This is a genomic window from Halomonas sp. S3-1-1 (genome assembly GCF_023757625.1).
Classification (GTDB): domain Bacteria; phylum Pseudomonadota; class Gammaproteobacteria; order Pseudomonadales; family Halomonadaceae; genus Vreelandella.
In genome coordinates this window covers 232,890-253,118 of the sequence record NZ_JALGBZ010000001.1, presented here as the reverse complement: position 1 = coordinate 253,118, position 20,229 = coordinate 232,890, and the positions used below count along the sequence as shown (strand labels likewise).

The following is a 20,229-nucleotide window of genomic DNA, read 5'->3' as shown; positions in this document are numbered from 1 at the left end:
TTCTCGGTCCGCTGGCGAATAATAGTAAACTGGTCTATTGTTGGTGGTCTGACTTATTTATCCGCAAGAAGGAGTTTGCTCATGGCGTTCGAAACGCTTCTCGCCCCGACCCAGCTTGGCAGCCTGACGCTTCCCAACCGCGTGATCATGGCGCCGCTGACCCGCGCACGCACCCCGGACAGCGTGCCCGGCGAATTGCAGCGCGCCTACTATGGCCAGCGCGCCGGTGCCGGGCTGATCATCTCAGAGGCGACCAACATCTCGCCGACCGCTCGCGGCTACGTTTATACCCCGGGCATCTGGACCGACGAGCAGCAGGCCGGCTGGAAAGGCGTGGTCGACGCCGTGCATGCCAAGGGCGGGCGCATCGCGCTGCAGCTCTGGCACGTTGGGCGCGTTTCCCACGAAATGGTTCAGCCGGACGGCCAGAAGCCGGTCGCCCCGAGCGCCCTCAAGGGTGAAGGCGCCCAGGCCTTTGTCGAATTCGAAGACGGTAGCGCCGGTCAGCACCCGGCCAGCACGCCGCGGGCGCTGGAAACCGACGAGATCCCGGGCATCGTCGAGGATTACCGCCAGGCAGCCCAGCGCGCCAAAAACGCTGGTTTCGATATGGTGGAAGTCCACGCGGCCAACGCCTACCTGCTCAACCAGTTTTTGGCCACCGGCACCAATAAGCGTTCTGATCGCTACGGCGGCTCGATCGAGAACCGCGCGCGCTTCCCGCTCGAAGTGGTTGATGCGGTGATCGAGGTGTACGGCGCCGACCGTGTGGGCATTCGCCTGACGCCCTTCATCGAGATTTTCGGCTTGACCGATGATGAGCCCGAAGAGATGGCGCTGTATCTCGCCGACGAGCTTGCCAAGCGCGAGATCGCCTATATCCACCTCAACGAGCCGAACTGGGCCGGCGGCGACAACACCTTCCCGGACGGTTTCCGCGAGCGGATGCGCGAGCGCTTCAACGGCAGCATCATCTACTGCGGCCACTACGACGCCGAGAAAGGCGAGGCGATGGTTAAAAGCGGTAACAGCGACTTCATCGCGTACGGCCGCCCCTATATCGCCAACCCGGATCTGGTTGAGCGCTTCCGTCAGAACGCCGCGCTCAACGAGCCGGATCACGACACTTTCTACGGCGGCGATGAAAAAGGCTATACCGACTATCCGTTTTTGGACAACGGTTACGACCACCAGCAATAAGCGCTGTTTTAAAACAGGTTATTAACCTTTTTAATCCACGTTTGATTGATCAAAAGCACCACGCTCGTGGTGCTTTTTTTGTACGCTAGCACATGTCAAAACGGTCATTTTCACCTACTTTATCGGTACTATTGGGTAAGACGTCCCGACACGGATCGGGTGACGACGTCCCTAATGTTCTGATCAGGCTCGGGGTGACAAAATGGACAGTAGTTCCCTTCCCTTTTTATTGGCGGGTTTTTCGCTGCTGCTGGGCGTGCTGGCAATTGCGATCTTCTGGTATCTAAAGAACTCAACGAAGCGCCCCTTCAAGGCGCGCCGCGTAGCGCCGCCCCCCAAGCCCGCGCGATCATCCGAGATTTCGGAAACAATGCCGAGCGTACCCAAAGCCGCCACCCCGCGCACCCGCCAGCACTCGCTATTCGTGATCTTCGCCCACCCGGATGCCACCACCGACGAGCGCCTCACCGAGTGGTTACGGGGCAAGAACGCACGCTTCGATAGTCTAAAAAAGGTGTTTTTGATCGACGGGCACAAACGCTCCAACCCGATCGTCATTGCCAACGCCTACCCGCCGGGGGAAATGGCGGACCTGCTCAGCGGTGAAAGCAACGGTACCGTGCGCGGCGTAAGCCTGCTGGTCAAGCCGCCGCTGCATCGGCGCCGCAACCAGCAGATGCACGTCTACGTGGCGCTGGCCAAGGAGATGAACGACACCTTCCGCGGCCAGATTCTCGATAGCGAGCAGAACCCGGTGTCCGAGGTCACCTACCAGACCATTCTCGGCTGAACCGCCCAATTACCACACCGGTCGATCGTTAAGCCACCAGGCCTTGGCTTCGCAGGTAGTCGTCGTAGCTGCCGCTGAAATCGACGATGCCGTCCGGCTGCATGTCGATGATACGGGTGGCAAGGCTTGAGACGAACTCGCGGTCGTGGCTGACGAATACGAGCGTGCCCGGGTAGTTCTCGAGCGCCAGGTTGAGCGCCTCGATCGATTCCATATCGAGGTGGTTGGTGGGCTCGTCCATCAGCAGCACGTTGGGGTTGGTTAGCGTTAACTTACCAAACAGCATCCGGCCCTGCTCGCCACCGGAGATCACCTTCACCGATTTATTGATATCATCGCTTGAAAACAGCATCCGCCCGAGCGCGCCGCGTACGACCTGCTCCCCGCCTTGCGTCCACTGCCCCATCCATTCGAACAGCGTGGCATCTTCGGCGAAGTCCGCCGCATGATCCTGAGCGAACACGCCAAGCTCGGCGGCATCGGTCCACTTCACTTCGCCGCTGTCTGGCGCGAAATCGCCGGCCAGCGTCCTCAACAGCGTCGTTTTGCCGATGCCGTTGGGGCCGATGATCGCGATCCGCTCACCGGCCTCCACACCCATCGAGAAGCGCTCGAACAGCGGCTTGTTGCCTTCATAGCCCTTGGTGATCGCCTCGACGGCAAGCGCATTACGGTGAATCTTCTTGTTCTGATCGAAGCGGATGAACGGGCTGACCCGGCTCGAGGGCTTGATATCCTCGAGCTTGATCTTGTCGATCTGGCGCGCACGGGACGTCGCCTGCTTCGCCTTGGAGGCGTTCGCGGAGAAGCGGCTGACGAACTGCTGAAGCTCGGCGATCTGCGCCTTCTTCTTGGCGTTGTCCGCGTGCTGGCGCTCACGCGCCGCGGTGGCGGCGGTCATGTAGTCGTCGTAGTTACCCGGGAACAGCGTGATCTCGCCGTAGTCCAGATCCGCCATGTGGGTGCAGACGCTGTTCAAAAAGTGGCGGTCGTGAGAGATGATCACCATGGTGCTGCTGCGCGCTTTCAGAATGTCCTCGAGCCAGCGAATGGTGTTGATGTCCAGGTGGTTGGTCGGCTCGTCGAGCAAGAGCACGTCCGGGTCGGAAAACAGCGCCTGGGCGAGCAGCACGCGCAGTTTCCAGCCCGGCGCGACCTCACTCATCGGGCCAAAATGCTGCTCCAGCGGAATCCCCAGGCCCAGCAGCAGCTCGCCGGCGCGCGCTTCGGCGGTGTAGCCGTCGAGCTCGGCGAAGCGCACCTCGAGATCCGCTACGGCCATGCCGTCCTCTTCGCTCATCTCGGCCATCGAGTAGATGCGCTCACGCTCGGCGGCGACTTTCCAAAGCTCGGCGTTGCCCATGACGACGGTGTCGATCACGCGCTCATTTTCAAACGCGAACTGGTCCTGGCGCAGCTTACCTAGCCGGGTGCTGCTATCGAGCATCACCTGGCCGGCCGAGGGCTCCAGCTCACCGCCAAGAATCTTCATGAAGGTCGACTTGCCGCAGCCGTTAGCGCCGATCAAGCCGTAGCGGTTGCCGTTGTTGAATTTGACCGAGACGTTCTCGAACAGGGGCTTGGCCCCAAACTGCATGGTGATATTGGCGGTGGCGATCAAGATGAGGACCCTGGTTGGCGTAGAGATAGCGCTTAAAGGCCCGCGATTCTACGCGCTCTTGGGCAAGCATTCACCCATCATTAGACCTCAACCCACTGCCCCGCTCTGTGCGAAGCCTCGATGGCATCAATCAATCGATTAACACGCACGGCCTCTTGAAAGTCAGGATACAGCGGACGATGGTTAATAATTCCCTCTACCAGATCGCGCACTTCGATGATCTTTTGATCGTTATAACCCAGGCCATGGCCAGGAGCGGGGCTGAAGGCCGCATAGTCAGGGTGTTCGGGGCCGGTTAGCAGCGTCGTAAACCCACGCCGGCCGCTATCGGCTTCGTGGCGATATAGCTGCAGCTCGCTCATGCGCTCCTGGTCGAAGATGATCGCGCCTTTAGTCCCCGTTAGCGTATAAGCCAGCCCCATCTTTCTACCCGCCGCCACGCGCGATGTCTCGATATTGCCGATCAAACCATTGCCAAAGCGCAGCATTGCCTGGGCCTGGTCATCGTTTTCTACCGCTGCCCTGCCGCTACCATCCGCCGTGGCCCGCGTGGCAATCACCGTCTGCAGCTGACCGCACACCGAGGTAATGCGCTGCCCGGTCAAGAATTCGGCCATATTGAGAATGTGCGACCCCACATCCCCTAAAGCACCAGCACCTGCCGTGGCCCGCTTTGTATGCCAATCGTGAGGTTTTTGGGGATCAAGCAGGTAATCTTCATTGTGCCGTCCGCGAAAATGGATCAACTCGCCAATCTCGCCACTGGCCACCATGTCACGCGCTAGCTGTGTGGCGGAGTTACGAATGTAGTTGAAGCCGACCAGCGTTTTTACCCCGGCCTGCTGGGCAGCCGTGGCCATCTCTTGCGCGTCGGCGGTGCTGAGCGCCAACGGCTTTTCAGCATACACATGCTTACCCGCTGCAATGGCGGCTAGCGCCATCTCCTTGTGCAGAAAGTTGGGCGCGCAAATATCCACCACATCTAACTCACTGTCTGACACCAGGGCGCGCCAGTCGTCCGTGGCACGAGTAAACCCCCAGGCCTTCGCTCGGCTTTTTGCCACCTCGAGGTTTACATCCGCCAGCAGCTCACACACAGGTTGTGCCGGAAGATCAAAAACGCTGGGGGCTGCATTGAACGCAATGGAATGCGCTTTACCCATGAACCCCGTTCCAATCAAACCAATCGTAAGCGTTTTCATTGTAATGATTCCTGTCAACGAAGCCTTGAAACAAGGCATGCCATAAGCAAACGCCGGGCAGCGCCCGGCGTTTGCCTCGCCCTTCACCAGGCCTTACATGGTGGGCATCGAAAAGTGGTTGGACTCTTCACGAATACCATCGGGCCAGCGCTGAGTGATCGTTTTCATACGCGTATTGAAGCGCACGCCGTCGGGACCGTGCATGTGCAAGGGGCCAAACAGCGAACGCTTCCAGCCCCCAAAACTATGAAACGCCATGGGAACGGGAATCGGTACATTGACGCCGACCATCCCGACCTGGATCTGTTCGCAGAATTGGCGCGCGGCATCGCCATCACGGGTGAAAATGGCCGTTCCATTGCCGTATTCATGGGAATTGATCATCGTCACCGCATCGTCAAAACTGGCGGCGCGCGCAATGGATAAAACGGGCCCAAATATCTCTTCTGAATGGATGCGCATGGCGGGCGTTACATGGTCAAAGAGTGTTCCCCCAATGAAGTAGCCCTCTCCTGCTCCTTCGATCGCGGCCTGGCGACCATCGACGACGAGCTCCGCGCCTTCATCAACGCCGGCCTGGATATACCCCGCAACCTTGTCGCGATGCTCGCCAGTGATGAGCGGCCCCATATCGTTGTCGGGGCCGTCGACCAAACCGGGTCCTACGGTCAGATTCGCCAGTTCGGCAACCAGCTTTTCTCTCAGCCGGTTAGCCGTGTTCTCGCCCACCGGAACCGCGACGGAAATAGCCATGCAGCGCTCGCCCGCTGACCCGTAGGCGGCGCCCATGAGCGCGCTGACGGCCTGATCAAGATCCGCATCGGGCATGATCACCATATGGTTTTTAGCCCCGCCCAGCGCCTGAACACGCTTGCCATGGGCCGATGCCGTCGCGTAGATGTATTCGGCAATCGGCGTTGAACCGACAAAACTCACCGCCTGAACACGCTCATCCGTGAGCAGGACATCGACGGCTTCCTTATCGCCATTGACGACGTTAAACACGCCCGCTGGCAGCCCCGCCTCGCTCAACAGCTCGGCCAAACGCAGCGGCGTGGAAGGATCTTTCTCCGACGGTTTCATGACAAAAGTGTTGCCGCAGGCCAACGCAATGGGAAACATCCACATGGGCACCATGGCGGGAAAGTTGAACGGCGAGATACCCGCACAGACGCCCAGCGGCTGCATCATCGAGTAGCTATCCACCCCGGTGCCCACATTCATGGAGTGCTCACCTTTTTGCAGATGCGGAATACCGCAGGCGAACTCAACGACTTCCAGCCCACGCGTCACTTCCCCCTTGGCATCAGAAAATACCTTTCCGTGTTCGCTGGAAATCAGCCGTGCCAGTTCATCGGCATGCTCTTCAACCAGGGCCTTGAATTTGAAGAGAATACGCGCGCGTTTGAGCGGTGAGGTTTTTGCCCAGCCGATAAAGGCTTCATCTGCAATGCGTACAGCTTCACGGGTCTCATCAGCGCTCGCCAGCATCACCTGAGCGCTTTGTTCGCCGGTCGCCGGGTTGTACACCGGCGCGTAGCGCTCGCTGATGTCAGACGTAAGCTGGCCGTTAAGATAATGGGGTAACGTTTTCATGCAAACTCCTGATTAACGAATAGTGCTGGCGCTGCCTAATGGGGGGTCTGGGCAACATCGAAGCCTGCCTGCTCGGCAAGGCGGCGCAGATTGCGATACCCCAAACGGGCATAGGTGAGTGGATGGGCGACTTCGGGGTCCTGTTCGGCCTCGACAACGAGCCAGCCTTGATACCCCTGCTCGCAGAGATGCGTTAGCGCCGGTAAGAAATCCACATCGCCATCGCCTGGCACGGTAAAGAGGCCGTCCAGCACGCCGTTTAAAAAGCTTTTATCGCGGTTGCGTACACTCTCAAGCACCGGGAAGCGCAGATCCTTGCAATGCACATGGTGAATTCGCGTGCTGTAACGCTTGGCGATGGTGAGCGGGTCACCGCCTGCGCCGCGCAAATGCCCAAAATCGAGCAGTAACCCCACGCTGTCGCGTGTGCTATCCATCAGTCGCTCGACGTCCGCCTGGCTTTCAATCACCGTGCCTAAATGGTGGTGATACACCAGTTGAATGCCTTGCGACTTGAGATAATCGCCCACCACCTCCAGCCCGCTAGTTAAGCGTTGCCAATCCGCTTCAGAGAGATGGGGCCGCTGAGAAAGAGGCCGCTGCTGGTCGCCGTGCACACACCGAGACACCTCGCAAAAGACCATTACGCTGGCCCCACACTGTTTGAGCAGGTTCAAATGATCCTGTATGGCCGCGATCTCCTCTTCGGGGCTTCTCTCCAGTAGATGGGCGGAGTACCAGCCTGATACCAGCGTAAGTCCATGATCGCTCAACACCTTATTCAAGGCATCCGGTGTGCGCGGGAACTTGTTGCCTAACTCAAACCCGGTAAAGCCCGCTTCACGACCCTCCTGCAAACACGTTTCCAGCGGCGTCAAGGCACCCAGGCTGGGTAAATCGTCGTTGGTCCAGGTAAGCGGATTGATGCCCAGCGTAACGGTTGGCATGGCGTGCTCCTTATGATTATTGGATGGTTAAACAGGCGACTCAGCGCGCTTGACGACGCTTGGCATCGCGGTAGCCTTGATAAGCCTTGGTGACCTGCTCCCGGGAAGACACCTCGGGTACGGCCACTTCCCACCAGGCGCCCCCTTCTTCGGTGCTGGGGAGCGGGTCCGTGTCCAAAGCAATCACGTAGGTAGCGCTCGCCCGACGGGCGCGCACAAGCGCCTGCTCAAGCTCAGCAATACCGGTGACCGATTCCGCCTGACACCCAAGCGACTGAGCATGTGCGGCAAAATCGGTTTTGGGCGCACCCGTCTCGATACTGTGACAATCCTCAAGCAGGTTGTTGAAACCGGCACCGCCCGTTGCGTGCTGAAGGCGATTGATACAGCCATAGCCGCGATTATCCAGCACAACGACGATCAGCTTATGGCCCAGCATGATTGACGTAGCGAGCTCCGAGTTATGCATCAGATAGCTGCCGTCACCGACCATGACGATCACTTCGCGCTCGGGCTTGGCCATCTTGACGCCCAGGCCACCGGCAATCTCATACCCCATGCAGGAGAAACCGTACTCTACGTGATAGCTATCCGGGCCTGAACACTGCCACAGCTTGTGCAGCTCGCCCGGCAAGCCACCGGCGGCACACACGACGGTGGCGTCACTTCCCGCCTGGCGATTGACGGCACCGATGACCTGGGCATCGGTAGGCAACAGAAGGCCTTGGTCGGCCGTGACGCGTTTAACGACGTGCTCCCACTCCTGCTTCAGTGTTTGTGTCTCGGCCTGCCAGTTCTGTGAGGCACTCCAGTCGGTCAACGCATCGCTTAACTGTTGCAGGCCAACGCGTGCATCGCAGATCAAGGGTATGGCGTGATGCTTGAGGCTATCGAAACGGCCAACGTTCAGGGCTATCAGCGTTTTCTCGCTACTTTCGAACAGCGCCCGCGAGCCCGTCGTGAAATCCTGCAGGCGCGTTCCGATCGCGAGGATGACGTCCGCCTGCTCCGCCAGGCGGTTGGCGGCGGCGCTACCTGTAACGCCGATGGCGCCTACGGCACAGGGGTGGCTATCGGCCAACGCGCCTTTTCCCGCCTGGGACTCGGCAACGGGTATGCCGTGCGCGCGTGCAAAATTTGCCAGCGTTTGGCAGGCATCCGCGTAGTGCACCCCGCCTCCGGCAACGATCAACGGTCGTTTTGCCTGTTTGAGGGCGGCAACGGCTTGGTGTAATTCGTCCGGCGTGGGTAGCGGGCGGCGAATACGGTGCACCCTGGGCGTAAAAAAAGCCTCCGGGTAATCATAAGCGAATGTCTGCACGTCCTGAGGGAGAGCAAGGGTTGCCGGACCGCAGTGCTCTGGATCAAGCAGTGTGGCCATCGCTTGAGGCAGGCTGGTGAGCAGCTGCTCAGGGCGGCTGATGCGATCAAAATAGCGTGATACGGGGCGGAAGCAGTCGTTGACGCTGATCGTAGGATCGCCAAAATGCTCGACCTGCTGTAGTACCGGGTCCGGTGCGCGCGTGGCAAACGTATCGCCCGGTAACAACAAGACAGGTAGCCGGTTGGCATGCGCGAGGGCGGCCGCTGTCACCATATTGGTGGCCCCAGGGCCAATGGAGCTGGTAGCGGCCATCAGCCGTTTTCGCCCGTTGGCTTTGGCAAAGGCAATCGCCGCATGGGTCATGGTTTGCTCATTATGGCCACGATAGGTAGGTAGCGTTTCCTTGACCTGGTAAAGCGCCTCGCCCAGGCCGGCCACGTTGCCATGGCCAAAAATCGCGAATACCCCTTCAAACAGTGGCACATCAATGCCGTCGATTTCGATACGCTGGGCCGCTAGATACTTGACCAGCGCTTGGGCCATAGTGAGTCGGATAGTGCTCATGTCACGCCTCCTGCGCATGTGACGCGGTTTGCGACTGGCTGTTTCTCAATTGCCGCCACGCTCGAATCAATTCGGCATAGTTGCTGGCCACCTGCTCCACGAGATGAGCATCATCGATGCGACCTGCCAACCACTCACGGCTTGCACTGGCAAACAGCGTGCGACCCACCGTAAAGCCCTTGCAGCATGGGTGCTTGGCCGCTTCTTCGAAGCCATGTTTCATGTCGGCCATGGGGGCATCCAGGCCCAGCAAAACGATACCCCGACAGTAGGCGTCTTCACGCTCGATGATGTCGCCGACGGCCTGCCAGGCGGCATCGGACATCATGGGCAGTTTCCACCAATCGGGTTTGATGCCCAGGTTATAAAGTCGCTGCAAGCTACGCGACAGTGTCGTGTCGTCGCGCGCCATATCGGCAGGCGGAATCACCTCGATCAATAGCTCCAGCCCCTGAGAACAGGCGGATTGGTAAAGCTGGCGCAGCCGCTCCTCCTGCTCCAGGCGCAGCGCTATCTCATCGTCCGGATGATAGAAAACGAGGCACTTGATGATCTGCTCGCGCGGCCAGTGGCGAAGGCAGGACCCCAAATCGTCGCCGTGCTGAAAGCGAAGTGGGCGCGATCCGGGTAATTCCACCGGGCGTCCAATCCACCAGCCCTGCCCACTTGCCTGGTTAAGAGCATCCTGGCCCAGCACATCGTCAACCAGAATGGCTGGCGTCCTCAGCCCCTCCCGGGTTGCGCCCTTTTCGGCGGCCGTTACGAGCAGCTTTTTGAGTGTGGGTAATTGGCGTGGATCCGCCCGTTCATCGCGCGCCATGTCGGTGAGCTGACGGCGATGGTCAAACGCCAACCCCAGCACTTCTGGCCACTGCGCGGGTACACGCGTTGTGACACGGTGCAAATGATTCAGCTGTTTATCCCTGTCCGGCCGAGGAACATCATGGCGGCGTGCCAGGTAATCCAGCAATTCGACCTCGGTCGGCATGGCCGGCGCGCAGCCATGGCGTGAAACCACCAGCGCACCACACGCATTGGCATACTGAGCGCTGGTCCGCCAGGGCTCATCGCGCAGCCAGCCACGCAGCAGGCCGCTCATGAAGGCATCGCCCGCGCCCAAAACGTTAAGCACCTCTACCTGAACGCCCTCGATAAGAATGCCGTCTTCAATGCGTGCGGGTATGTCACTCTCAAACACCACGCAGCCCAGCGGCCCCAGTTTGCACACCAGCGTGGCGGCACTGATGTGACGAACGTTGCGAAGCGCCTCCAGCGTGTCCGTGCTGCCGCCTGCGATGTGAAACTCCTCTTCGGTACCCACGATCAAGTCGAAATCCGGCAGCCACTGCTGCAGGTCGTGGGTCACTGTTTCATCGGCGATAAAGCGGGTTTCACCGTCGCCGGGATTGGTCAGCCCCCAGAGTACAGGGCGATAGTCGATATCCAGTACACGCTTGACCTGTGCGCTGGCCGCGGCATCCAGCGCTTTACGGCAGGCCTTGCGGGTGGTGTCGGTTGAAAGATGGGTGCCGGTAATCGCAAGCGCCTTGGCTCGCGCAATGAAATCAGGGTCAATGGCATCAGCATCGATCGCCATGTCGGCACAGTCTCGCCGATAGAACAGCAGCGGAAAGCTTTCGCGATCCTTCAAGGCAAGCAACACAAGCCCCGTATGTCGTTCGTTGTCCGTTTGTAACGCGGTGGTGTCTACCCCAACGCGAGACAGCTCCTCGCGTACAAAGTGGCCCATCTGTTCGTTGCCTACCCGTGACAGCATGGCGGACTTCAATCCCAGCCGTGCCGTGCCGTAAGCGACATTGCCGGAGCTGCCACCCAGGTACTTGGCAAAACTCGCCACATCCTCAAGACGGCTACCAATTTGTTCAGCGTAAAGGTCAACGGCCACGCGTCCCAGGCAAATCAGATCAAGCGGTGGGTGTTGTCTATTATTATTCGGCATAAAAGTCTCCCTACGTCACACGCAGTCGTACTGAATATTGGGTATCGGGTATTTAAAAAAGGCCTTGGACGGCGAAAACAGCGACTGACCTGTCAGGCATACACTGACATTTACAGTGAAAAGGCTGTACGGAACCGGTTGAGCGCACGCTCATCGTCCATCGATGCCCAGCCCTCCAGCCCCACCGTGCCGCGGTAGCCTATGTCGTGAAGTGCTCGGGCAATGGCCGGATAGTTGATTTCGCCGGTGCCGGGTTCACACCGCCCAGGCACATCGGCTACCTGCACTTCGCCAATGAAAGGAGCGCAGCGACGTATCAACTCAATGAGATTGCCTTCACCAATTTGGGCGTGATACACATCCAGCATGATGCGAAGACCTGGGCGATTCACACTTTCGACGAGCGCCAATACATCGGCCAACCGGGCAAACGGCACGCCAGGATGGTCCACCTCGGTATTAAGATTCTCCAGCACGAACGTGACGCCGTGGTGTTCGCCCAACTCCGCCAGCCGATTCAGCGTATCCCGCGCTTTGAGCCACATAGCGCCAGTCGGCGATTGGCAAGGTGTCATCGGAAGGCCCTGGCCATCAAGCCCTGTGCCATGGAGGTTAAGACGGGGAATGCCGAGACGCTTCGCGACCTCGATTGACTGAAGGGCCGTGTTCAGCAGCTCGTCAGCACCATGAGAATCCGCCAGAGTACCGGTGACATAGCCGGTCATGGAGGAGAACGTGGCACCGCTCTCGACCAGCGCGTCTATGTCGTGTTTGGTCCAATCCCATATTTCCACCTGAAAACCCAGCGCATCGATGCGCTTGATGCGTTCGCTCATGGGCAGGTCGCAAAACACCATTTCGGCACAGACGGCGAGGGTAAACGGAGACGAAGAGGCGGATATGTTCATCAAAGCTCCTTAATGGCCGTTGACCAGGTGCTCTTCGACGGGGTCATCCGTACTTCTCGCTTTGGCTTTTTTTTCACGATCATCTCTTTGAAACTCGGCAAGCTCCGCATCCAGGTTCTCCAACTCAGCGCCGCCGGCCATCATGTTGAGCACTTCTTCGCGGGTGATATCCTCTTTACGGAAAGAGCCCAGGCTTCCGCCACGCGATAAAAGCGTGAACGCATCGGCCACCGGATAAGCGTGATGAACGTTGTGAGTAATAAAAATGACGGCCAAACCATCGGCACGGGCTTTAGCGATATAACGCAAGACCACCGAGGCCTGTTTAACTCCAAGCGCTGACGTGGGCTCATCCAGAATCAGCACCTTGGCACCAAAGTAAACCGCACGCGCAATCGCAACACACTGGCGTTCGCCACCGGAGAGCGTGCCGACAGGCTGGCTTGGGTCGCGTACATCGATACCGATTTTCGCCATTTCCTCTTTGGCGATTCGATCGGCATACTTCCAGTCGATACGCTTCAAGGGTCCCCAGCCCACGGTGGGTTCACGCCCCATGAAAAAGTTGCGGGTAATCGACATCAGCGGGACCATCGCCAAATCCTGAAAGACGGTGGCAATCCCCGCATCCAGCGCGTAGGCGGGCGATTTGAATCTCACGGATTCACCGCCCAGCAACATGTCACCGTGTGTGGGCTGGTGAACGCCTGAAAGGGTTTTAATCAGCGTGGACTTACCGGCCCCATTGTCTCCCAGCAGGCACATCACCTCGCCGGAATAGACCTGCATCGAAATATCGCTCAAGGCGATGACGCTGCCGAAATGTTTGCTGACACTGCGCATTTCAATCATTGGAGTACGGGTTGTCATGTTACTTGGCCTCCATTGCTTTCTTGCGCATGTAGTTATTGAACAGCACGGCGACCAGCAGCATGACGCCCAGAAACACTTGGAACCAGTCGGTGTTGACCCCGGTATAGAAGATGCCCATCTGCACCATGCCAAAGATCAGTGCCCCCAGCGCCGCCCCGACCGCAGAGCCGTAGCCACCGGTCAACAGGGCCCCACCGATCACCACGGCGATAATCGCTTCGAGCTCTTTGAGCAATCCGCGAATAGTGTCTGCCGAGCCGGTATCCATGACTTGAATGCAGGCGAAAATGGTGGCGGAGAACGCGGTAAACATGAAAAGTGAAATCTTGACCCTGTGGACAGGCACACCCGAGTTGCGCGCCGCGTTGGCATCACCGCCACTGGCGAAGATCCAGTTACCATAAGGGGTACATAGCAGCACCCAAGTGGCCAAGGCGGTTAAACCCAGCCACCAGACAATGGAAACGGGGATTCCCGAGACGACAGGGTTGCCCGCAAAGTTGGTCGCAATCCAGCCATTGGTGGCCATCCAACTGAACACCCCCGTCGCGACCTCACCAGAGAAAAGCGCGGCGAACCAGTCACCCGGAATATGATCATGGATACCGCCCACCTGAGTACGCCCGGTGAGCAAGCGGCTAACGCCAATCGCCAGCCCACGCAGGATGAACAAAAACCCCAGCGTTACGATGAAAGAGGGCAGGCCCGTACGATTCACCAAGTTGCCGTTGATCCACCCAACGATGCCTGCACAGGTGAACGCCAGCAGGATGGCGGCCCACAGTGGCCAGCCATACTCCACCGCCGGAATGGCGATCAAGATGCCCGCCAGGCCAATCATCGAGCCAATCGACAGATCGAATTCACCGCCAATCATCAAAAGCGCTGCAGCGGTGGCAATGATGCCGAGCTGTGCGGCTACCTCGAGAAAATTGATGATCCCCGCTGGCGTGAACATGCCGGTACCACTCGAAGCCACTATAAAGAAAGCGAGAACGAGGACAGCTCCTGCCAAGGCACCGAGCTCAGGTCTATTTAGCGCTTTCTTCCAAAATGACACTCTTTGGATACGCTCGTCCTGGGGGGCGGGTGCTGGTTCAGTGGGCTGTTTAATTTCGTTGGAATTCATGGCGATCGACTCCCAAGGCTCGGCACCGCCGAGCCTTATGTACAGGTAAGACTCAGCGAATGCCTTGGCTGCTCAGCTCAATGACCTGCGCGGCGTTTTCTTGCGTCACAAAGCCTGGGCCTGTGGCCACATCGCCTGCGGGCAGGAGGCCGTTTTTGACGAACTGATCAAGGAACATGACGGGCAGATAACCTTGCATGTACTGCTGCTGGTCGATTGCAAAGTCCAGATCACCGGCGTCAAGCGCTTCAAGAATGCCTGGCGAAAGATCAAACGTGCCCAGGGTGAACATATCGGTTGCCCCTTGTTCGCGCATGGCACTAATCATGGGCTCAGCCGCAAGCGCACCCAGCGTGAGAACGCCGCGAACATCATCGTTTTGATTCAGATAAGCAACAATAGCATTGCGGATATTCGTCGGATCGTACGTTGTCGCTAACTGCTCAGCGTTGCCTTCAAAACCATCGACAAAGCCATCGCAGCGCTGATCCAGCCCCTGATTACCCTGCTCGTGGTTGACGCACACCCCTTTTTCAACGCCCATTTCCTGCATGCGCTCGGCGGCCTGTTTGCCCGCCTCGTATTCACTTTGGCCGACGTGCAAGCGTGCGCCATAGTTACGCGCCACATCGCCACCGGAGTTGATCGTAATGACCGGAATGCCGTTATCGACCGCGCTTTGAACAGTGCTGCCCAGCGCATCCTCATCGGTAAACGACAAGATCAACCCGTCTGGGCTTGATGCGACGGCGGCTTCTACCAGCTGCTGCATTTGAGCCATATCGAACGTGGAAGGTGCACGGTACTCAAGGCTGGCGCCGACCGTTTGCGCAGCGGCCTCAGCACCGTTTTTTACCACCGACCAGAAAGGGTCTGAGGGAACACCATGGGTCACCATGACAAAGCGATTTTCTGTTTGAGCCTGCTCCTCAGCTTGAGCCTGACTGATGCCTGCCAAAAGAGCCGTGGTGGCCGCTGAGGCCAAAAGCCATTGGGATAGACGTGCCATGAGAAATTCCTCTTATCATTATTGGTTGGGAAAGTAGCAATAACTGCCTTGGCGCCATGAACTATAGATTTTGAAAAGAAGATATTGCAAATTATTTATTCTAAACTTTGGTATAAATGGAATATTTGTTTCATTCGATTAGACTTCACAAGAACTCGCTGCTTGTCGGTGATTAGTGAGTGATTAACGATTTAACGCTGAGGAATATGCATGCCGCAGCCGCCGCAGAATTACCGTGAACTGGAAGCACTGCTTGCCACCGAGTACCGTTCGTTGAGCAAACGTCTTCAGCAGACCGCTCGCTTCATGCTCGACAATCCTCAGGAAGTGGCACTGGCCACGGTGGCTAAAATTGCTGAACAGGCTGACGTTACGCCATCCACGCTAATTCGCTTGGCTAACAGCTTGGGGTTCAAGGGTTTTTCCGAGATGCAGCAGCTGTTTCGCAATCGACTTGTCAACGAGCTGCCTAATTACACCGAGCGCATCCGAGCAGCACGTAGTGCCACCGGGGAAACGCCGGACAGCACTCAGCTTTTATGGGAATTTGCGGATGCCAATCGCGATGTTCTAGAGCAGTTGCCGGGCCGTATCGACCCGGTCACACTGGAAGAAGCGCTGGATATTTTTGAAAAAGCCTATGCCATTCACGTAATGGGCGCCCGGCGTAGCTTTGTTGTCGCAAGTTACATGACCTACGCCCTGGCCCATGTGGACAAGCCGGCCTTACTGGTAAGCGGCTTGGGGGGAATGTATAGCGAGCAGTTACGTGCGATGAGCAAGCACGATGCCCTTCTCGCTATTAGCTTCTCGCCCTATGCCGAAGAAGCGCAGAAAGCCTGCGAAGACGCCAAACAACGTGGCCTGCCCATCGTGGTGATTACCGACTCAAGCCTTAGCCCCCTCGCGCGATTGGCAAACGTAGTGTTTGTCGTACAAGAAGCGGAAGTGAAAAGCTTTCGCGGCCTAACCGCATCGCTTTGTCTCACCCAGGCCCTTGCGATTTCGCTGGGAGTGCGCCAGGACAAAGCGCGTGAAGCCGAGAAGGCCAACGATCCTAAAGACGATGAATAAAACAGTCGCTGACGCCCAAGCCATACCTGAAAGCCAAGAACAACACAGGAGAGATTATGAGAATCGCACTGATTGGCGCTGGCCGCATCGGCAAGGTGCATGCCCAAGCCATCCATTCACACCCCGAGGTAACGCTTGCGGCGGTGGCAGATTTTGATCCGTCTGCCGCGCAGGCGCTAGCCAAGCAGTACGACAGCCGCGCGGTCGACGCCGACGACATTTTTGCAGACGATACCATCGATGCCGTTTTGATCGCCTCCAGTACACCGACCCACGCGGATTACCTGGAAAGAGCAGCACGTGCGGGTAAGGCGATTCTCTGCGAGAAGCCCATCGCGCTGGATTTAGCGCGCACCCGAGATGCGCTGCAAGTGCTTAGCGAACATCCGGTAACGTGCGCTCTGGGCTTCAATCGACGCCACGACCCTCAGTTTACCGCCCTGAAAGAAGCCATTACCGAAGGCCGTATCGGCGCGCTCGAGACTTTGACCATTATCAGTCGCGATCCCTCTCCGCCGCCTGCCGAGTACGTCGGTGCATCCGGCGGGCTTTTCCGCGACATGATGATTCATGATCTGGATATGGCACGCTGGCTGCTCGATGAGCCGATCGAAAGCATTTTTGCCGTGGGGAGCTGCGTGATCGACCCGGCCATCGGTGAGGCAGGTGATGTCGATACCGCGATGGTCACACTGACGACCGCCAGTGGAAAGCTCTGTCAGATCAGTAACTCGCGACGCGCCTGCTACGGTTACGATCAACGTATCGAAGCCTTTGGAAGCGACGGTATGGTGCAGGCCCAGAACGAGAGCGATACGCGACTACGTTTTACCGGCACGTCAGGTCAAACCGAAGAAAAACCGAAATGGTTTTTCCTGGAGCGTTACGCGCAGGCCTACCGGTTGGAAATCGATGATTTCGTTACTGCGTGGAAAGCGCGGCGCGCACCTCTGGCCGGTGCTCAGGACGGGCTGGAGGCGCTACGCTTGGCCGAAGCGGCGGAACGCTCGATGCGTGAAGGACGCAAGATCCTTCTCGATGCTTGATTGATCGGCCCACCAGTACGTCAAAACGGCTCATGATCGAGCAAAGAGACACTATTAAAAAGGAGCAATGTCATATGGCTTCACTGTTGGTACGCCCTGGCACCCCTGACGAACAGGGCACGATCATCAACGTTACCCCCGCCTCGGCCGGCTGGAAATATATCGGTTTTCGCGTCCATCAGCTGACGCAAGGCGCACGGATCGAGGCGAGCACGGCCGATCAGGAAGTCTGCCTCGTGCTACTCACCGGGCGCGCCAATGTCACCTGCGGCGAACAGCGCTTCGACGATATCGGCGAGCGGATGGACATTTTTGAGCAGATTCCGCCTCACGCCGTCTATCTGCCCAACGAAGTGAGCTACTCCATCGAAGCCACGACCGATCTGGAGTTCGCGGTATGCGCGGCTCCCGGCCATGGCAATCACTCACCGCGTCACATCGCGCCGGGCGACATCAAGCAAAGCACACGTGGTCAGGGCAGCAACATTCGCCACGTACACGATATTCTTCCAGAGAGCGAGCCCGCCGACAGCCTGCTGGTGGTCGAGGTATTTACCCCTGCGGGCAACTGGTCGAGTTACCCTCCTCACAAACACGATGTGGATAACTTGCCTCACGAGTCACTGCTCGAGGAGACCTACTACCACCGCATCGATCCCCCACAGGGATTCGCCTTTCAGCGCGTCTATACCGATGACCGCTCTCTTGATGAAACCATGGCGGTGGAAAATGGCAACTGCGTCCTGGTGCCCAAGGGCTATCACCCAGTCGGCGCTCCCCACGGTTATTCGCTTTACTACTTGAACGTGATGGCAGGCCCCAAGCGCGCCTGGAAGTTTCATAATGACCCTGACCACGAGTGGCTGATGCGCACGTGACCGCTAGGCGCCTCGACCGAGCCAAGGCGTTACGCGATACGTGGTGCGTCAACGCCTGATGTCAGGCTCCGGCATAGCCAGGAGAAGTCTTTCGTTGTTGACCACTTGCTGAACCCGCGTGCGCAGAATATCGACGATGCCTTCGTGCTCGCCGACAAGCCGGGTGCACGTTACTTGAAGACCGGGGTGGCGTGTTTGGGCCTCGCGGCAGATCTCGGCGATATCGCCGCCTTCACCGGCGTGACGCCCCGGCGACAGAAACAGTAGCGCCACCACTAACGGGCCGTCGCTGAAGTCCGGGCGATCCAGCAGCCGCTCTAAAAGCGGCTCGTTGAAGCGATACTCGTCGCCGTCGCGGCGCTCCATGGAGGCGGGCGCGACACAGGCGGCGCGCTCATCCAGAAGCGCGCTTAGCTGCCCCGCCAAACGGTTGCGCACCGCGGTAACCTCGAAGATCGGACTGCCGTGATCCACCAGCGCCACCCGCGGCGGCGCGCCTTCCGGCATCACCTCCATGACGTTATCGGCCAGAAGGCGAGCCAGGCGCAGGTCGTTGTCGCCGTACTCGTCGACCAGCGGCATCGCCACACGCACGCGTACCTCGGGAAAGCGCTCCTGAAGCTCACGCATGCGCTTGGGCAGGTAGTCGGTTAGCGCGCGGCTTTCGCCGAAGAAAAACGGGATGACGATGATCTCGCGCGCGCCTTCACCGGCGCGGTGTTCGGCGGCGGGGCCCAGGGTGCGGGCGGGCTCGCCGCCAAGCTGCTCGGCGGGAATCTTGTTCGAGTGCAATAGCGATGCCGGCGCGACCGGCTCGCCCAGCGCGTCGCTCAGCGCCGCCGCGACGCGGCGAAGATTGAACACGGCGGCGGGTTTGAGCGAGCCGTTATCGACCAGAAAAATCGCGCGCATGAAAGCCTCCCAAAGAGCGTTTGTCGCCATGTTACCATGGCCTTTTAACCACTTATTGGCGACTGCATGTTGATCGATACCACCGCCGTCAATCAAAGCCGCCGACCGTTCGATGATAACGGCGATATCTGGCTGTTCGGCTACGGCTCGCTGATCTGGAAGGCGGACTTTCCCTTTCTGGAGCGGCAAAGCGCTTATATCACCGGCTGGGAGCGGCGCTTCTGGCAAGGCTCTCACGACCACCGTGGCACCCCGGAGGCGCCAGGGCGGGTCGCCACGCTGATCCCCGTAAAAGGCGCGGTGTGTCACGGCATGGCGTATCGCATCAGCGAGGAAACGCTCGCCCCGCTGGATCATCGCGAGAAAAACGGCTACCTGCGCGAGATCACCCCGCTCCATCTCAGCGATGGCCGTCAGGTACAGGGTCTGGTCTACATGGCGACCGAGGATAATCCGGTATTTTTAGGCCCCGCACCGCTCGAGACCATGGCGCGCCATATTCACGAAGCCGTGGGCCCGAGCGGGCCCAACCGTGACTACCTGATGAACCTGGCCCAAGCGCTTCGCGAGTTAGAGGTGGACGATGCGCACATTTTCGCGCTACAAGCAGAGCTCGAGCGCCTCTGACCTTACCAGTAACGCGGGTAGCGGCGGTGGCGCGCCAGGTTGTTGACCAGCACCGCCACTACCAGCATGACCACACAGCCCATGCCGATCGGCGCGAGCGGATACCACCAGCCAAGCGCGTGAACGCTCGACCCGCCGCCGACGGCGATCAGCGCCGCCGCCGCGCCCGGCGGATGGACTGTGTGGGTCAATTGCATCACTAGAATGGAGAGCGACACCGCCAGTGCCATGGAAAACGGCGTGGCGCCCAAGAGCTGATAGCAGGCCACGCCCACCGCAGCGGACAGCACACTTCCGAACAGCACGTGGCTGGGCTGGGCGAACGGGCTTTCCGGGGCGGCGTAGATCAGGACCGAGGTGGCGCCGAAGGAGCCGACGATGAGCAACTGTTGGCCAAGCCAGTGGGCGCTAAGCCAGCAGATCAGCGCCATACCGGAAAACGCGCCGACCCAGGACCAGAGCGCATCCTGCCAGCCAACCCGCGCGCGCTTGAAGGGCTCACCGCGCATTTTGCCAAGATAGGTTTTCATCGCACTCACTCAGGCACCAAATGAGTGCAAATGATCTCA

The 20,229-nt window shown here is 58.8% G+C and carries 18 protein-coding genes; 6 read left to right on the top strand and 12 right to left on the bottom strand.

Going from position 1 to position 20,229, the window contains the following annotated elements; genetic code table 11:
- Window positions 1-81: 81 nt before the first annotated feature.
- Both MQW23_RS01295 and MQW23_RS01290 read left to right on the top strand, forming a co-directional pair.
- Window positions 82-1,200: an alkene reductase gene (locus MQW23_RS01295; protein ID WP_252106011.1), complete on the top strand. Its 1,119-nt coding sequence runs from the start codon at window positions 82-84 to the stop codon at window positions 1,198-1,200.
- Window positions 1,201-1,402: 202 nt separating this feature from the next.
- Entirely contained in the window at window positions 1,403-1,990 is a 588-nt protein-coding gene (locus tag MQW23_RS01290; RefSeq protein ID WP_252106010.1) for a cell division protein ZipA C-terminal FtsZ-binding domain-containing protein, read from the top strand.
- Window positions 1,991-2,018: 28 nt separating this feature from the next.
- Here MQW23_RS01290 and MQW23_RS01285 read toward each other — a convergent pair whose 3' ends face one another.
- From MQW23_RS01285 to MQW23_RS01240, 10 genes are all read right to left on the bottom strand, one after another.
- Window positions 2,019-3,611 carry an ABC-F family ATPase gene (locus MQW23_RS01285; protein ID WP_252106009.1) on the bottom strand — a complete coding sequence of 531 codons (1,593 nt, stop codon included), beginning with the start codon at window positions 3,609-3,611 and terminating at the stop codon, window positions 2,019-2,021.
- An 80-nt stretch (window positions 3,612-3,691) separates the two neighbouring features.
- Window positions 3,692-4,813, bottom strand: a complete 1,122-nt coding sequence (locus MQW23_RS01280; protein WP_252106008.1) for a Gfo/Idh/MocA family protein — start codon at window positions 4,811-4,813, stop codon at window positions 3,692-3,694.
- 93 nt (window positions 4,814-4,906) lie between these two features.
- A complete protein-coding gene (locus MQW23_RS01275; RefSeq protein WP_252106007.1) occupies window positions 4,907-6,409 on the bottom strand; it encodes a CoA-acylating methylmalonate-semialdehyde dehydrogenase in 1,503 nt (500 codons plus the stop codon).
- Window positions 6,410-6,444: 35 nt separating this feature from the next.
- Window positions 6,445-7,356 (bottom strand): myo-inosose-2 dehydratase, encoded by a 912-nt coding sequence (gene iolE / locus MQW23_RS01270; RefSeq protein ID WP_252106006.1) that lies wholly within the window; start codon window positions 7,354-7,356, stop codon window positions 6,445-6,447.
- Window positions 7,357-7,396: 40 nt separating this feature from the next.
- Window positions 7,397-9,244 carry a 3D-(3,5/4)-trihydroxycyclohexane-1,2-dione acylhydrolase (decyclizing) gene (gene iolD, locus MQW23_RS01265; RefSeq protein WP_252106005.1) on the bottom strand — a complete coding sequence of 616 codons (1,848 nt, stop codon included), beginning with the start codon at window positions 9,242-9,244 and terminating at the stop codon, window positions 7,397-7,399.
- 1 nt (window position 9,245) lies between these two features.
- Complete coding sequence (locus MQW23_RS01260; protein ID WP_252106004.1) at window positions 9,246-11,204, bottom strand: bifunctional 5-dehydro-2-deoxygluconokinase/5-dehydro-2-deoxyphosphogluconate aldolase; 1,959 nt, start codon at window positions 11,202-11,204, stop codon at window positions 9,246-9,248.
- Between the two features lie 110 nt (window positions 11,205-11,314).
- Window positions 11,315-12,112 (bottom strand): TIM barrel protein, encoded by a 798-nt coding sequence (locus MQW23_RS01255; RefSeq protein WP_252106003.1) that lies wholly within the window; start codon window positions 12,110-12,112, stop codon window positions 11,315-11,317.
- Window positions 12,113-12,121: 9 nt separating this feature from the next.
- Window positions 12,122-12,982: an ATP-binding cassette domain-containing protein gene (locus tag MQW23_RS01250; protein WP_252106002.1), complete on the bottom strand. Its 861-nt coding sequence runs from the start codon at window positions 12,980-12,982 to the stop codon at window positions 12,122-12,124.
- A 1-nt stretch (window position 12,983) separates the two neighbouring features.
- Complete coding sequence (locus MQW23_RS01245; RefSeq protein ID WP_252106001.1) at window positions 12,984-14,114, bottom strand: ABC transporter permease; 1,131 nt, start codon at window positions 14,112-14,114, stop codon at window positions 12,984-12,986.
- Between the two features lie 52 nt (window positions 14,115-14,166).
- On the bottom strand, window positions 14,167-15,123 hold the full coding sequence (locus MQW23_RS01240) for a sugar ABC transporter substrate-binding protein (RefSeq protein ID WP_252106000.1): 957 nt from the start codon (window positions 15,121-15,123) through the stop codon (window positions 14,167-14,169).
- Between the two features lie 210 nt (window positions 15,124-15,333).
- On the opposite strand from MQW23_RS01240, the gene MQW23_RS01235 reads away from it, so the two are divergent.
- The 3 genes from MQW23_RS01235 (at window position 15,334) to iolB (ending at window position 18,121) form a co-directional block, all read left to right on the top strand.
- Window positions 15,334-16,197, top strand: coding sequence for a MurR/RpiR family transcriptional regulator (locus MQW23_RS01235; protein WP_252105999.1), 864 nt, complete (start codon window positions 15,334-15,336; stop codon window positions 16,195-16,197).
- 56 nt (window positions 16,198-16,253) lie between these two features.
- Window positions 16,254-17,243, top strand: coding sequence for an inositol 2-dehydrogenase (gene iolG, locus MQW23_RS01230; protein WP_252105998.1), 990 nt, complete (start codon window positions 16,254-16,256; stop codon window positions 17,241-17,243).
- 74 nt (window positions 17,244-17,317) lie between these two features.
- The gene (iolB, locus tag MQW23_RS01225) at window positions 17,318-18,121 is read left to right on the top strand and encodes a 5-deoxy-glucuronate isomerase (protein WP_252105997.1); all 804 of its coding nucleotides are present in this window, start codon (window positions 17,318-17,320) and stop codon (window positions 18,119-18,121) included.
- Window positions 18,122-18,169: 48 nt separating this feature from the next.
- Here the strand turns inward: iolB and MQW23_RS01220 are convergent, their stop codons facing one another.
- Entirely contained in the window at window positions 18,170-19,033 is an 864-nt protein-coding gene (locus MQW23_RS01220) for a sirohydrochlorin chelatase (RefSeq protein WP_252105996.1), read from the bottom strand.
- Window positions 19,034-19,099: 66 nt separating this feature from the next.
- Between MQW23_RS01220 and MQW23_RS01215 the strand changes: the two genes are divergently transcribed.
- Entirely contained in the window at window positions 19,100-19,660 is a 561-nt protein-coding gene (locus MQW23_RS01215; protein WP_252105995.1) for a gamma-glutamylcyclotransferase, read from the top strand.
- Window positions 19,661-19,662: 2 nt separating this feature from the next.
- Here MQW23_RS01215 and MQW23_RS01210 read toward each other — a convergent pair whose 3' ends face one another.
- A complete protein-coding gene (locus tag MQW23_RS01210) occupies window positions 19,663-20,190 on the bottom strand; it encodes an HPP family protein (RefSeq protein WP_252105994.1) in 528 nt (175 codons plus the stop codon).
- Window positions 20,191-20,229 lie beyond the last annotated feature (39 nt).

Excerpts from the sequence above, each read along its gene's own strand:
- MQW23_RS01255 (WP_252106003.1), bottom strand. The coding sequence starts at position 12,112 with ATGAACATATCCGCCTCTTCGTCTCCGTTTACCCTCGCCGTCTGTGCC.
- MQW23_RS01220 (WP_252105996.1), bottom strand. The coding sequence starts at position 19,033 with ATGCGCGCGATTTTTCTGGTCGATAACGGCTCGCTCAAACCCGCCGCC.
- iolB (WP_252105997.1), top strand. The coding sequence starts at position 17,318 with ATGGCTTCACTGTTGGTACGCCCTGGCACCCCTGACGAACAGGGCACG.
- MQW23_RS01240 (WP_252106000.1), bottom strand. The coding sequence starts at position 15,123 with ATGGCACGTCTATCCCAATGGCTTTTGGCCTCAGCGGCCACCACGGCT.
- MQW23_RS01275 (WP_252106007.1), bottom strand. The coding sequence starts at position 6,409 with ATGAAAACGTTACCCCATTATCTTAACGGCCAGCTTACGTCTGACATC.
- MQW23_RS01235 (WP_252105999.1), top strand. The coding sequence starts at position 15,334 with ATGCCGCAGCCGCCGCAGAATTACCGTGAACTGGAAGCACTGCTTGCC.
- MQW23_RS01260 (WP_252106004.1), bottom strand. The coding sequence starts at position 11,204 with ATGCCGAATAATAATAGACAACACCCACCGCTTGATCTGATTTGCCTG.
- MQW23_RS01245 (WP_252106001.1), bottom strand. The coding sequence starts at position 14,114 with ATGAATTCCAACGAAATTAAACAGCCCACTGAACCAGCACCCGCCCCC.
- MQW23_RS01215 (WP_252105995.1), top strand. The coding sequence starts at position 19,100 with ATGTTGATCGATACCACCGCCGTCAATCAAAGCCGCCGACCGTTCGAT.
- iolG (WP_252105998.1), top strand. The coding sequence starts at position 16,254 with ATGAGAATCGCACTGATTGGCGCTGGCCGCATCGGCAAGGTGCATGCC.
- MQW23_RS01250 (WP_252106002.1), bottom strand. The coding sequence starts at position 12,982 with ATGACAACCCGTACTCCAATGATTGAAATGCGCAGTGTCAGCAAACAT.
- iolE (WP_252106006.1), bottom strand. The coding sequence starts at position 7,356 with ATGCCAACCGTTACGCTGGGCATCAATCCGCTTACCTGGACCAACGAC.
- MQW23_RS01295 (WP_252106011.1), top strand. The coding sequence starts at position 82 with ATGGCGTTCGAAACGCTTCTCGCCCCGACCCAGCTTGGCAGCCTGACG.
- MQW23_RS01280 (WP_252106008.1), bottom strand. The coding sequence starts at position 4,813 with ATGAAAACGCTTACGATTGGTTTGATTGGAACGGGGTTCATGGGTAAA.
- MQW23_RS01210 (WP_252105994.1), bottom strand. The coding sequence starts at position 20,190 with ATGAAAACCTATCTTGGCAAAATGCGCGGTGAGCCCTTCAAGCGCGCG.
- iolD (WP_252106005.1), bottom strand. The coding sequence starts at position 9,244 with ATGAGCACTATCCGACTCACTATGGCCCAAGCGCTGGTCAAGTATCTA.
- MQW23_RS01290 (WP_252106010.1), top strand. The coding sequence starts at position 1,403 with ATGGACAGTAGTTCCCTTCCCTTTTTATTGGCGGGTTTTTCGCTGCTG.